General features: G+C 71.9%; 5 protein-coding genes. 1 reads left to right on the top strand and 4 read right to left on the bottom strand.

The window, feature by feature from the left end; genetic code table 11:
* Positions 1–2: 2 nt before the first annotated feature.
* A complete protein-coding gene (locus G4D83_RS42700; protein WP_275902420.1) occupies positions 3–2,975 on the bottom strand; it encodes a tetratricopeptide repeat protein in 2,973 nt (990 codons plus the stop codon).
* Between the two features lie 319 nt (positions 2,976–3,294).
* Between G4D83_RS42700 and G4D83_RS42705 the strand changes: the two genes are divergently transcribed.
* Positions 3,295–4,245 carry a D-2-hydroxyacid dehydrogenase family protein gene (locus G4D83_RS42705; RefSeq protein ID WP_163870710.1) on the top strand — a complete coding sequence of 317 codons (951 nt, stop codon included), beginning with the start codon at positions 3,295–3,297 and terminating at the stop codon, positions 4,243–4,245.
* 1 nt (position 4,246) lies between these two features.
* Here G4D83_RS42705 and G4D83_RS42710 read toward each other — a convergent pair whose 3' ends face one another.
* Genes G4D83_RS42710 through G4D83_RS42720 form a run of 3 tightly spaced genes read right to left on the bottom strand, consistent with a single transcriptional unit; the run spans position 4,247 to position 13,354 of the window.
* On the bottom strand, positions 4,247–6,550 hold the full coding sequence (locus G4D83_RS42710) for an AAA family ATPase (protein ID WP_163870711.1): 2,304 nt from the start codon (positions 6,548–6,550) through the stop codon (positions 4,247–4,249).
* Position 6,551: 1 nt separating this feature from the next.
* Positions 6,552–9,935 carry an AAA family ATPase gene (locus tag G4D83_RS42715; protein ID WP_163870712.1) on the bottom strand — a complete coding sequence of 1,128 codons (3,384 nt, stop codon included), beginning with the start codon at positions 9,933–9,935 and terminating at the stop codon, positions 6,552–6,554.
* A gap of 2 nt (positions 9,936–9,937) precedes the next feature.
* Entirely contained in the window at positions 9,938–13,354 is a 3,417-nt protein-coding gene (locus tag G4D83_RS42720) for an AAA family ATPase (protein WP_163870713.1), read from the bottom strand.
* Positions 13,355–13,379 lie beyond the last annotated feature (25 nt).

The following is a 13,379-nucleotide window of genomic DNA, read 5'->3' on the forward strand; positions in this document are numbered from 1 at the left end:
GCTCAGCGGAGCTTGTGCTTCGCGAGCCAATCGTTGATGAGGGGGAGCGTCTTCTCCGAGGGGTCGTCCTTCATGGCCATGTTCCGCGCCTCGGCGACGAGCTTCAGGGCGCGAGCGCGGTCCTTGCCGGACTCCCACAGCGCCTGGGCGAGCAGGAACTTCACCTCGGTGCGCTGGCCGGGCCCCGGCGTCGCCTTGTCCCAGCCGGCGACGACCCGCTCCAGGGGCACGAGCGCCTCCGCGGGCCGGTCCAGCTTGAGGAAGGCGGTGCCCAGGTCCCGCAGGCTGAGGGTCCACTGCCCGGAGCTGTCATCCGGTTGCAGGAGCATGATGTCCACGGCCCGCTGGCAATAGTGCGCCATGTCCGCGTAGCGCTCCTTGAGGAGCATGATCTTCCCGACGAGGCGCAGCGGGCTCACCAGCGACGGGTCCATCGGGCCGCGCGACTTGTCGCGAAGGGCGATGGTCCGCAGGAAGTGCTCCAGGGACGGGTCGAAGAGGCTCTTGTGGAAGTAGAGGACGCCCAGGTTGGCGTGGATGACGGACGCGCCATAGCTCTCCGCCCCGTCCGTCTTCGCGACGATGCTCAAGGCGCGCTCGTAGAGGGGGAGGGCCTCGTCCATGCGCGATTGGACGACGAACGTGGAGGCCAGGTCGTTGAGCGCGTCGTAGACGCGAGGGTGGTCCGGGCCGAGCGTGCGCTCGAAGACGCCGAGGGCCTCGCGGGCAATCAACTCCGCCAGCTTCAGGTCATCCTGATCTCGGAGCACGGGGACCACGGCCAGTCGCACCCGGGCGACCTCGGGGTGCTCGTCGCCCAGGGCCTGCCGGGTGATGGTGGCGGCGCGCTCCAGGTGGGCCCGGGCCTCGGCGAGTCGGGGGTGGACCCACTGCGTGGCCCCCAGCTCCAGGAGCACATCCGCCACCTCCAGGCTGTCCGGACCGAAGGTGCTCTCCGCGATGAGCAGGGCCTGCTCCTGCAACGCCACCGCCTCCTCGAAGCGTCGCTGCTTGCGCAGGACGGTTCCGGAGTAGGTGAGGAGGTTGACGCGGGTCAGCTCGTTGCCACCGCCCAGTCGTTCGATGGCGGCGGCGGCGCGGTCCTTCCAGCGTGAGGCCAGCTCGTACTCGTCCAGACCGATGCAGGACACGCGGACCAGCAGCGTCCAGGCGCGCGCGGCCACGGCGTCCTGGCGCGTGGCCTCCGCCGCGTTCAGCGCCTCGAAGAGCGACGCCTCCGCGCCCCGCCAGTCTCCGGCCCCTTCGCGCAGCTCACCGAGCAGCAGGGAGATTTCAGCGCTGTCGTGACGGTTCGCCGCCCGCTTCGCCGCGAGCGCCGTCGGCTCCACCAGCGCGACACCTTCCGCGTAGCGCCCGGTGGCCAGGAGCGCTCGGCCTCGTGCGAGCGTCGCGCGCAGCGCCGCGTGGCGCTCGCGTGCTTCAGGGCCCTCGGGCAGCGTGGCCCCGCCGGGAGCCAGCGCCTCCGAGCAGCCGGACAATGGTGGCAGGCCCTTCACCGCGCGATGCGACTCGTCCACCGTCCTGGCGTCCGCCTGGGACAGCAGGCGCGTGAGGGCGGAGACATCCGCCAGCCGGTTGTCGAGGCAGCGCATGCGCCACGCCATCACCTCTTCGGGCTGCTCGCCCCGGACGCGGGTGGCCTCGCAGGCGGTGGTGCGCGTCGTCGTCCAGGCGGCGGTGTACGCGTCCAGCTCCCGGCGCACGCGCTCCCAGGCGGCGGAGGCATAGGGGCGGCCGGTGGCGGTGAACGCGGCCTGGATGGCGGCGGCCTGCTCGGCGCCCCAGACGGTGGTCATCTCGTGCGGTGCGCTCGCGCAGGCGCGGGCGCCGCTGGTGTGCACCGCGTGGGTGACTCCCACCGCGGCGGCCAGCACCGCCACCGCGCCGGTGAGCTGGAGCCCTCGCTTCCATCGCGCGGCCGGGTCCTTCTGGAGCGCGTCGAGCAGGGCCAAGAGGTGGGGGAAGCGGTCCTCCGCGCGCCGGGAGAGTCCGCGCAGCAGCACGCGGCGCAGCCACGGAGGAACACGCGTGCCGGCGGGTGGAGGACGCATCTGTCCCGAGGACACCTGCGCGGCCAGCTCCGCCAGGGTGGTGCCCTCGAAGGGGCGCGCGCCATAGAGGGCTTCGTGGAGGGCCACGCAGAAGGAGAACTGGTCTCCGGAGGCGCCGGCGCGAGTCTCTCCGAGCAACTGCTCCGGTGCCATGTAGGCCGGCGTGCCGCCCGTCAGTGAGCGCTCCACCACCTGGGTGTCCGTGCGCGCGGGCAGCGAGCTCTCGCGCGTGGTGGAGGTGCCCAGGCGCGCGAGTCCGAAGTCGGTGACGTGGACGTTGTCGTCGCCGCCGATGAGGAGGTTGGCGGGCTTGAAGTCGCCGTGCACCACGCCCGCGGCGTGTGCGGCCGCGAGGCCTCGGCCCGCGTCCAGGAAGAGGTCCAACACCTGGCGCCAGGGGCGGGGCGCGGCCTGGAGCCACTCGCCCAGCGTCTGGGCCTCCACCCGCTCCATGGCGAGGAACACGTGCTGGCCGAAGGTGCCCACGTCATAGACGGCCACCACGTTCGGGTGGGAGACACGGGCCATGGCCTGCGCCTCGCGCAGCAGGTGGGCGCGCTCCTTCTCCACGTCCAGGCCCAGGGCGCCGGTGCGCAGCAGCTTGAGCGCGACGCGGCGGTCCAGCTCCGGGTCATAGGCGCCGTACACGACGCCCATCGCCCCGGCGCCCAGCAGCTCCAGGACGAGATAGCGCCCCACCGCCGTGCCCTTCTCCAACGCCGAGTCGTCACGGCGGAGGGTGGCCGGCGGCTGGGGCTCGGTGGGCGTCGCGGTGCTGGTGATGTCCGGAGACTGCGCGCGCAGTCCCTCGGCGACGAGCGTGCGACAGGCGGCGCACGTGTCGAGGTGGGAGTCGACCTCGGCGGTCTCCTCGGGCGACAGCTCGCCCAACAGCAGCTTCATGAAGACGGTCTCGTCGACGCAGCGCATGAAGGGGAGGGGTCCGGCACCAGGTGGGGAGTGGGCGTCGGCGACGATAGCAGAGTGTCTCCGGGCGACAGGAGATGCGTGTCACGCTGGAGCCTCGTCACCTCCCGGTGACAGCGCGGCGCGGCCCATCGCGGAGGGCGAACGGGCAGGCGGGCACGGGCTCCACGACGTGAGCAGCCGTACTGCTTCCGAGCGCCGGTCGCGGATCCGCCTCCTCCCTTCGACGAATTGGCGAGCCGACGCGTGCGTTCGCTGTCCCGTCATGGCAGCGTCATCGGCGGGAGGGTTCCCCATGCGAGTCGCCATCCTGGATGACTACCTGGACGTCGCGAGAATCTCCGCGGATTGGTCGCTTCTTCCCTCCAGCTTCGAGCCGCGCTTCTTCCAGGCGCTGCTCGCCGGAGAGGACGCCGTTGCGCAGTCGCTCCAGGAGTTCGAGGTCATCGTCGCGATGCGCGAGCGCACGGCCTTCCCCGCGTCGCTCCTCGTGCGGCTGCCTCGACTGCGCCTGCTGGTGACGACGGGCATGCGCAACGCGGCCATCGACCTGGACGCCTGCCGACGCCAGGGCATCATCGTGTGTGGCACGGGTGCGGTGGGTGCCCCCGCCGCCGAGCTGACGTGGGCGTTGATTCTCGCGCTGCTCAAGCGCATCCCCGCCGAGGACCAGTCGCTGCGCTCCGGGGGCTGGCAGACGGGGCTGACGGAGACGGTGTCCGGCAAGCGCCTGGGCGTCGTGGGGCTCGGCAAGCTGGGGACGCAGGTGGCGAAGGTGGGACTCGCCTTCGGCATGGATGTGGTGGCCTGGAGTCCTCGCCTGACCGCCGAGCGTGCCGAGGCCGCCGGAGTACACCTCGTCGACAAGGCCACGCTCTTCGCCTCGTCGGATGTCGTCACACTGCACCTCGTGTTGGGAGAGCGGACACAGGGCGTGGTGGGCGCGTCGGAGCTGGGGGCGATGAAGCGCTCGGCCTACCTCGTCAACACCTCGCGCGGCGGGCTCCTGGACGAGGAGGTCCTGGTCTCCGCCCTCCGCGAGCGACGCATCGCCGGCGCGGGGTTGGATGTCTTCTCCGTCGAGCCGCTGCCGCGCGAGCACCCGTTGAGGTCCCTCCCCAACACGGTGCTCACGCCGCATCTCGGTTACGTCACGCGGGAGAACCAAACCGTCTATTACCGCGACGCGGTGGAGGACATCCTGGCGTGGAGCCAGGGCCGTCCCGTGAGACTGCTTGGTGCGTGAATCACGTCCGGGCCTCCAGCTCCAGCTGCCCCTGTGTGCCCACGCGCAACATCACCTGGCGGTGCGGAGTCCCCGCATGCGTCGCGAGCCACTGCGCCAGCGGGACGATGGCGTGCTGCTCCACCGCGCGCTTCAGCGGGCGCGCACCGTAGCGCGCGTCGAAGCCGGCCTTCGCGAGGAAGTCCACCACGTCCTCGCCGAAGCTCACCTTCACCCCGCGCCGTGAGAGCCCCTCGCGGCCCAGCGCCGCTTCCAGGGTGCGTCGCGCGAGCGTCCTGATGACGTCCGGCGCGAGGGCGCGGTAGGGCACCACCTGGTCCAGCCGGTTGAGCAGCTCCGGCCGGAAGAAGGCCGTGGCCGCGCCCAGGTAGTGCGCTTCCATGTCCCGAGGCGTGTCCCCGCCAAAGCCCAGCGAGCGTGACGCGGACTCCGCGCCCAGGTTGCTGGTGAGCAGCACCACCGTGTTCCGGAAGCTGACGGTGCGGCCCGTGCCGTCCGTCAGCCGTCCTTCACCGAGGACCTGGAGCAGCAGGTCATGCACGCCCGCGTCCGCCTTCTCCACCTCGTCCAGCAGCACCACGCCGAAGGGCTGCTCCCGCACGCGTCGCGCGAGCCCACCCTGCTGACCACCTCCTTCGCCCACCAGCCGCCCAGCGCTGCCGGGCGCGGCGTACTCCGCCATGTCGAAGCGGGCCAGACGGGCGACGTCGCCGAAGAGGTACTCCGCCAGCGCGAGCGCCGACTCCGTCTTGCCCACGCCCGTGGGCCCCAGGAGCAGGAATGCCCCCAGTGGCCGTGAAGGGTCCGCGAGTCCCGTCTTCAGGGTGACGACGAGGTTGCGCAAGAGCAGCGTGGCCTCGTCCTGGCCGACGATGCGCTCCCGGAAGCGGCGCAGCAGCGCGTCCGGGTCCAGGCGAATCGAGGAGTCCACCAGCTCCCTCGGGTAGCCGGTGCGCGTGCAGAACGCGGAGGTCACCGCGCCCGCGTCCACTTCCGTCCCCGTCTCGGCCTGCGCCGTCGCGGCGCGGAGCAGCGACACCGCGCCACCCGGAGGAGGGCCTTCACCGAAGCGCTCCGTCAGCTCCGCCGCGCGCTCCAGGGAGGCGGGGGTGAAGCGCACCTTGCGAGCCTTCGCGACGCGCTGGGAGGCCTGCTGCACCGCGGACCGCGCCTTCTCGGGCACCAGCGGCTCCACGACGACATGCCGCAGTGCCTGGAGGAAGGCGCCATGGGTTCGCTCCGCGCGAGCGACGTCCTCTGGCGTGGCCTCCAGCACCAGCGCGACTTCGCCCCCTTCCAGCGCGGGCAGCAGGTGCCGCGCGACGTCCAGGCCCGTGTCGCCGCCGCCCAGGGAGAGCAGCTCGGAGAGGCTGTCCAGGTGGAGCACCGCGCGCCGCACCCGCAGCTCGTTCACCATCAACTGCACGCGCTTCTGCCACTGCCCCAGATAGCGCATGCCGGCCATGATGCGGCCGCCCGAGGTGCTGAAGACCTCCAGCCCCTGGAGCGAACTCCCCGACGCGGAGGACTCCGCCCGGTGCACCAGCTCGTGCACCAGAGACGTCTTGCCCACGGAGGGCGGACCCACGAGCAGCACGCTCGCGCGCGCCCGCGCCGTGACGGCCTCCGCCAGCAGGCCGACCTCCGCGTCACGCTCCCATGCACGCTCCAAGAGTCCCGCACGGGCCTCTTCGTTGAGGCAGCGACTCGCCTCGGCGAGACCGGGAGGAGGGGGAGGGCGGCGCACCGGCCCTCGGGGCTCCTCGATGACACGCGCGCGGGTCGCCTCACGGGACTTCATCGTCACGGAGAGGGTCTCGACGGTCTCCTCGCCCAGGTAGGCCAGCGAGTGCAGGCGCTCCAGCGGCGCCATGTAGAGCTCGTGGCGGACCAGTTCCTCCACGTAGGCCTCCAGGTCCGTGAGGTCCTGCAGCGAGCCCTCCACGTCCACGCGAGGAATCCAGACGTGCACGGGCCCCTTCGCCGCGCCCTTCTTGCTGGTCCGCTCCGTCTTCCCACGTCCCCCGCGCGTCACCACGGTGAGCTTGAGGGGCACGGGCAACAGCCGCCCGTGCTGCACCGCGCGCACGGTGAGGTTCATCTTCTTCGTGCGCAGGTCCGGCCAGTGCGTCTGTGCATCCTTCAGCTCTCCTCGCTTGAGCAGCCGTCCCAGGACCTCCGCCACGTCCAGTCGCGCGGTCGTCAGGTCCTTGGCGAACGAGGCCAGATGCGGGTGGGTCAACACGTGCGCGGCCACTCCCACGCCAGGGTAGTTCCGCACGAACAGATGGAAGTTCTTGTCCATGTCAGTTCCCTCCTCGCGCCGGTTCGCGCAGCACCCGCGCCGCCCAGGCCACGGACTCGGAAGGGGGCCTCCCGCTCGCCAGATGAAGGATGTTCTCCAGCCCGCCCTCCACGACGACGTGGCCCTGGGGCGACTCGGGCGCCTGGCCCGCGCGACGCGCCTCCCGCTCCGCCAGCTTCACCGCGTCGCGCGTCGCCACCGTGCGGGACACGTCCGTCATCAAGTCCGGTGCCTCCGCGAGCAACTCCACGCGGACCAACGCGGGCCGCGTGTCCAGGTGCACCAGCGCGTAGCCCTCCAGCCGCGCGAGCACCTCCGACAAGCCGAACGCCGAGAGGCTCACCACCTGTCGTCGCACCCGCACTCCCGCGGGGCGCGTCGTGCCCGGCGCGGCCCACGCGATGCCGCCGTCCGGCTCCACGCGCTCCTCGTGGATGGCCACGCGTCCCAGTCCCTGGGGAATCGCCTTCACCACGGCCTCCAATGCGGCGACAGGCGAGTCCGCGAGCCCTTCCACCAGCAGCGCGCGCACCTCCATCCCGCGGTCCCGGGTGGCGAGCTGATGCGCGAGCCACTCCACCTCGTCGCGCAGGCTCACCACCTTGGGACGACAGCGACGCAGTCGTTCCTCGGGGGACACCGGCAACGGCGCCGAGCCATAGACGGTCCGGGGGCGCAGTCCGCCCCGTCCCCGGTTGCGCCTCCAGTTGTCCTGGTACCCGACGCGCTCCTCCTTGCCCGCGGGCTCCTCCGTCTCCATGAAGTCGCGGTCCGCCAGCTCGTTCTCGCGGATGTCCAGGGCCTCCGCCGCCAGGCGCTCCAATCGCTCGCGAAGCTCCACCGCCTCGGGGCCACCGCGCGGAGTCTCGCCTTCGGAGGGGCGCGGCTCGGCCGCCGCCAGTGCCTCCAGCCGCGCGGTCACCTCCTCCAGCATCCGAGCCACGCCGGGGAGTGTCCACGCGGTGGGGTCCTGTTCACGCGTCCACGCGGGCTCTCGCATGAGCAGCTCCACCGACAGCCCCATGTCCTCGCCCCGGCGGAACAGCTCCACGCGGGCCAGGTCCTCGCCGCCGCGCCGCACCAGGTGATGGGCCAGGGGCACGGTGAGGCGTCGCTCCAGCGCGCGCTTCAGGGGACGTGCGCCGTAGCGCGGGTCGTACGCCTGCTCCACCAGCAGGTCGAGCAACGCGGACTCCACCTCCACCAGCACGTTGCCCCGGCGGATGCCCCGCCGCGACAGGAGCGACTCCAGGGCGTGCTCCACGACGACGCGCAGCGCGGCGGGCGTGAGCGAGCGGAAGGGCACCACGCGGTCCAGGCGGTTGAAGAACTCCGGACGGAAGAAGGCCCGCACCGAGGAGAGGTAGTGCGCCTCCGCGCCTTCGGGAGCGCGGTGGAAGCCCGTGCGGGCGGCGGCCTCGCGCACGCCCAGGTTGGACGTGAGCACCACCACCGCCTGCCGCGCGTCCACGGTGCGGCCCGCGCCGTCCGTCAGTCGCCCCTCGCCGAGGAACTGGAGGAGCGCGTCGAAGATGCGCGGGTGCGCCTTCTCCACCTCGTCGAACAGCACCACGCAGAACGGCTGGGTGCGCAGCGCCGTCGTCAGCTCGCCATCCGGCGCGCCGGGCAGACCCAAGAGGCGGGTGATGCTGGAGGCGGAGACGAACTCCGACATGTCGAAGCGGACCATCCGCTCCTCGCTGCCGAAGAGGGTGCGCGCCAGCGCCTTGGCCGTCTCCGTCTTGCCCACGCCGGTGGGCCCCACGAAGAGGTAGGTGGCCAGCGGTTTGTCCGGAGGCTGCAGCGAGCGCTGGAGCGTGAGGATGGCGTCCACCACGGCGGCGACGGCCTCCGGCTGTCCGGCCACCTGCGCGGTCAGCTCGCGCTCCAGCACCTCCCGGGGCTTCGGCGGCGCGCTGCCCAGCACGAAGTCCGGCAGGCCCGTCTGCGCGCGCATCGCGGCGGTGACGTCCTCCTCCGTGAAGCGGCGCACGTTCTGGTCCACCGTGCCCGGCCTCGCGAGCACCCGGCGCAAGAGCCGCACCGCCTTGCCCGGGAAGGACTCGTGCGCGACGAAGCGCTCCTGAAGGTCCAGCAGGGTCTCCAGCGCCAGGGGGGACAGGCGCACCGCGGGCCCGCCTTCGCCCGAGCCCTCCAGCTCCCGCAGCGTCCCCAGCAGGGCCGGCAGCGTCGTGCGCGGCTCCAGCGCGGGTACGTGCACCACGCGGAACAGCGAGGCGAGCGTGGGCGCCTCCTCGCGCACCCGCTCGAAGCGCTCGGGCGTGGACTCGGCCAGCACGGTCAGCTCGCCGCGCGCCATGTGGGGCTCCAGGAACTGCGCGACGTTGGTGCGCTCGCTGGAGGTGCGGCCCGCGTAGACGAGCGAGGCCAGGTCGTCCACGTAGAGCAGGTCGCCCACCTCCACCAGCTCCTTCACCACGCCCCGCGCGCGAGCCTCCCACTGGCCCACGTACATCATCCCCGCGATGAACTGATTGCCGTCCACGCGCCACACGTCCCGGCGCTGTCCCGCGGCGTCCTGGCGCGCGGTGAGCCGGCGCACCACCTCGTGCACCAGCGCCGTCTTGCCGGAGCCGGGAGGGCCCACCAGGACGATGGCCGCGCCCTCGCGGCCTTCCAGTGCGTCCACCACCTCGCGCACCAGCGCCTCGCGGCCGTAGCAGTGCTCCAGTCCGTCATCTCGCGCGGCGTGGCTCAGGTTGCGCGCCACCTCCCGCAGCTCGGTGAGCGTGAGGCGTCGGCGGTTGCGGCGGGCCTCGCGCTGCTCCGGCGTCTCCGGCGGGGGGCTCTTCGTCTCCTTCCCCGTGGTGCGGCGGCGCCTGGGTGGCTTGGGCGGCTTGGGCGGCGTCCGGGGGAGGATGGAGGGCGGATAGGCATCCACCTCCAGCAGCTCCAGTCGCTCGCGGCCCTGCGCCCAGAAGCCCTCCAGGTTCGTCAGCCCGTGCTCCAGGCACCACGCTCCCAGCCTGCGCCCGAGCGCGAGGGGCAGGGCCTCCGTGTCGGGAATCGCGAAGCGGGCCTCCGCGAGCCGCGTGGGCGTCACCACCCAGAAGTCATCCCGAGGCCACTTCTCCAGCAGCACGGCCATGCGGCCCTTGAGCACGACGCGCAGGCCCTTCTCGCGGTCTCTCACGTCGATGTCTACCTTCACGTGCTTGAGCGCCAGGTGGGGCGGCAGCTGGTAGCTGGCCACGCGCGACGGGTGCTCCTTCTCGAAGCGCTCCATGACGGCGAGCGCCAGGTCGTCCCTCAATGAGGACAGGCTGGGACCCACGCGGTGGATTCGAGGCCAGAAGGCGGGGACCCACGCCTCGACGAGACGGCCGCCCAGGGGCGCGACGACCAGGGGGAGTTTGAGTTCCATGGTCAGTCCTCCTCCGTCTCGCCGAACACACGCCAGTTCATCCAGGGCTCCAACAAGGAATCCAACTCCAGGCCTCCGCCGCCGTAGCGCACGCGGGTTCCGGTGCGCATGTCCTCCACCGAGCCGCCCGCGGTGTCCGTCGAGCCCGGACGGATTCGCCGGACCTCGGTCTTCGGCAGCTGCGCCTCCAGCTTCTCCCACTCGGGCAGCACGTCCCGGCTGCGAGGATTGGCGGTGAAGAGCGCGCGCACCAGCGCCGCCTGACTGCCCTCCACGAAGCGGTGTACGCCGTGCTCGGCGGAGAGCAGCAACGGGCGCGTCTCGCCGGAGATCTGAATGGCATATGCCAAGGGCGTGGGCTGGAGGTCCAGCAGCTCATCCACCCTCGGGTAGACCCAATCCGGCGGAGGGGGAATGCGTGGCGCCTTCGCTCCGTCCGCGGGCTTGGGCGTCCAGAGCAGGGCGCGCTGGAAGGCGAGCGAGTAGCGGTTGCACCAGCGCTCATAGATTTTCGCCAGGAAACAGAGCTGCGGCCACGCGCCACGGCCAGGCACCAGTATCAGGGTGGCGCCTCGCGAGTAGTGGTAGAGGCTGGAGTAGAGCCGCTCCCTCAAGGGCTGGAACGTGGAACGCAGCGTGGCCACGTCGCGCGCGAGCGACTCCGCCTGACCCACCGCGCGTGACAGGTGGGCCTCGAAGAGCAGGTCTTCGATGGCCTCCGTCTGCTGCGAGCACTCACGGAAGGCCTTGTCCAGCTCGCGGGCGTCTCCGGCCTTCCTCGCGGCCTCCTTCGCCAGCGAGCGCTCCTCCCAGTACGAGGCCTGTCGGGACACCTTGTCGAAGACCGCCAGCTCCCGCCGCAACGCAATCATGGGAGGCGAGCGGCTCCAGCGCTGCACCTCCGCGCGCAGCGTGGCGGCGTCCTCCAGGACCTGTTCGATGGCCTGCCGTCCCACGCCCTCCGCCGCGCCGCCCACCGCCTCCGCGCGCAACGCAAGCCCGCCGTCTCCAGCCTCCGCGTGCAGCACGACGGGCCCCGTCTTTGGATGTGCCGCGAGCCATGCCGCCACCGGCACCACCAGCTCCCTCTCCAGCGCGCGCTTCAGGGGCCGCGCGCCGTAGCGCGGGTCGAAGCCGCGCGCCGACAGCCAGTCCAGCGCGGACTCGGAGACGACGAGGCTGGCGTCATGGCGAGACAGCCCGGCTCGCTTCCGGATGGCGTCCACCTCGCGCACCACCAGCTTGCGCAGCAGCTCCTCGGAGAGCGGCGAGAAGACGACGGTGTCGTCGAGGCGATTGAACAGCTCCGGACGGAAGAATCTCTGCACCTCCGCCAGGTAGTGCGTGCGCAGCGCGGCGACGTCGGGCACGCCGCCCAGCGAGTCGAAGCCCACGCGCGCGCGCCACGTGTCCGCGCCCAGGTTGCTGGTGAGCACGAGCACGGCGTTGCGGAAGTCGGTGAAGCGGCCGGACGCGTCGGTGAGGCGCCCCTCGCCGAGCACGCCCAGGAGCGCGTCGTGCACGGCGGGGTGGGCCTTCTCGATTTCGTCCAGCAGCACCACGCAGAAGGGCTGGCGGCGCACGGCCGCGGAGAGGTAGCCCGGCGTCGCGCCGTCGCCCAAGAGGCGCAGCAGCGCGTCCGGCCCCGCGTACTCGCCCATGTCCAGGCGCACCATGCGCTCGCGCGAGCCGAAGAGCAGCTCCGCCAGGGCCTTGGACAGCTCCGTCTTGCCCACGCCGGTGGGGCCCACGAAGAGCAGCACACCCAGCGGCCTGCGCGTGTCGGCGAGCCCCGCCTTGAGGACGGACACCACGGAGGAGACGCGCTCCACCGCGGCCTGCTGTCCCAGCACGCGCGTGGTGAGGAACGCACGGACCTGGGCCGGCTCCAGTGGCATGTCGTCGCGCAGCAGCGCCTCGGGGATGCCGGACTCGGACGCGAACTGGCGCACGGCGTCCAGCCGGATGACCCGGGGCTGGGCCGCGTGGGCGCACGTCGCAATCAGCCTGCGGAGGAAGGCCACCGCGTTTCCCACCTGCGCGCCATAGGGCAGGAAGCGACGACACAGGAAGCGGCACTCCTCCAGCGCCTCGGGCAGCACCTCCAGGGGCGTGGTGCTCGGAGTGTCCTGGGCCACGCGCGTCAGGATGCGGGCGAGCGCCTCCGGTGTCGGCTCCTCCACGCGGACGACGGAGAACAAGCGGGCGAAGCTGGCGTTGCGGCGCTCCACCTGGGCCCAGGCCTCGGGAGTGGCCTCGGCCACCACGGACACCTCGCGGGTGACGAGCAGCGGCAGGAGGAGCTGGGCCACGTTCTGGTCGCTGTGCGCGCTCTTGCCCGCGTCGAGCAGGTCGATGGCGTGGCCCAGCGAGAGGATGGCGCGGGACTCATTCGCCTCGCGGAAGGACTTCAGCACCTGCTGCTGCCAGTCGCCCCACATGCCCTCGCCGGCGATGAGGCGACTGCCGTCGACGAAGAAGAAGGGACGGGCCTTCTCGGCGGGAGTGGCGGTGGAGGCCTGGAGCGCCTCCGCGAGCGCATGGAGGACCGCGGACTTGCCCACGCCCGAGGGGCCCACCAGCACCACGGCCTCCGCGTCCTTCGCGGCCAGCCGGGCTCGCAGCAGCGTCACCAGGGCATCCTGCTCATAGGCGGGGTCGAGCTGTCCCTCGGTCGCCAGCCGATGCCAGGGCACCGCGATGCGGTCCAGCGTGGGCGTGGGCGGCGGCTTCTCCGGCTTCGCCCCTGGCTCGCGACGGCGGGAGCGCTTTCGGGGCTCCCACGTGTCTTCGTCGAGCGCGTCCTCGTCTTCCTCATCGATGCTTATCGAGAGGCCCGAGGTGGGGGGCGGCTCTTCGGGCGCCGCGTCCGGTGGGCGGGGAGGCGGGCGGATATCCAGGTGGAGCTGGCGAGGGGTGAGGGCCGACAGTCGCGTCGGCGTGGCCTCCACCTCCAGGTCAATCAGGGCCTCGCCACCGTCCGCGCGCAGGGAGAGGAGCCGCGCATCGGGGAGTCCTTCCAACTGTTCGCGCAGTCGCTCGGCGGCATCCTCGGGCACCTTCTTGCCCTGGAACCACAGGTGCGTCTCCAGCCGGGGCGCATGCAGTCCGAGATAGGACTGGTGCGTGGGCGCGACGGCGGAGGCGAAGGTGAGGGGCGCGAGGGTGTTCTCTTCGGTGCCCCAGACGGGAATCGCGTCCAGCTCCAGCGTGTGCAGCGTGCCTCCCGTCGCGGCGATGAACTCAGGTACGCGACGCGGATGGATGCGGGTGAGCTGGTCATCCAGCGCGAGCGTCAACTCCTCGGTGGCCTTCTCCAAGGTGTCCGCGTGCACCGCGAGATGAGGCAGGGACAGGGGTGTGAGCGTCACTCGACCGCTGGCGTGACGCTGCACCCAGCACTGGAAGCGAAAGTTCATGGAGTGTGCTCAGGCTAACATGGGG

This window comes from Myxococcus eversor (assembly GCF_010894455.1).
GTDB lineage: Bacteria > Myxococcota > Myxococcia > Myxococcales > Myxococcaceae > Myxococcus > Myxococcus eversor.

Coding starts and splice junctions, on each gene's coding strand:
- G4D83_RS42700 (WP_275902420.1), bottom strand. CDS start 2,975: ATGAAGCTGCTGTTGGGCGAGCTGTCGCCCGAGGAGACCGCCGAGGTC.
- G4D83_RS42720 (WP_163870713.1), bottom strand. CDS start 13,354: ATGAACTTTCGCTTCCAGTGCTGGGTGCAGCGTCACGCCAGCGGTCGA.
- G4D83_RS42710 (WP_163870711.1), bottom strand. CDS start 6,550: ATGGACAAGAACTTCCATCTGTTCGTGCGGAACTACCCTGGCGTGGGA.
- G4D83_RS42705 (WP_163870710.1), top strand. CDS start 3,295: ATGCGAGTCGCCATCCTGGATGACTACCTGGACGTCGCGAGAATCTCC.
- G4D83_RS42715 (WP_163870712.1), bottom strand. CDS start 9,935: ATGGAACTCAAACTCCCCCTGGTCGTCGCGCCCCTGGGCGGCCGTCTC.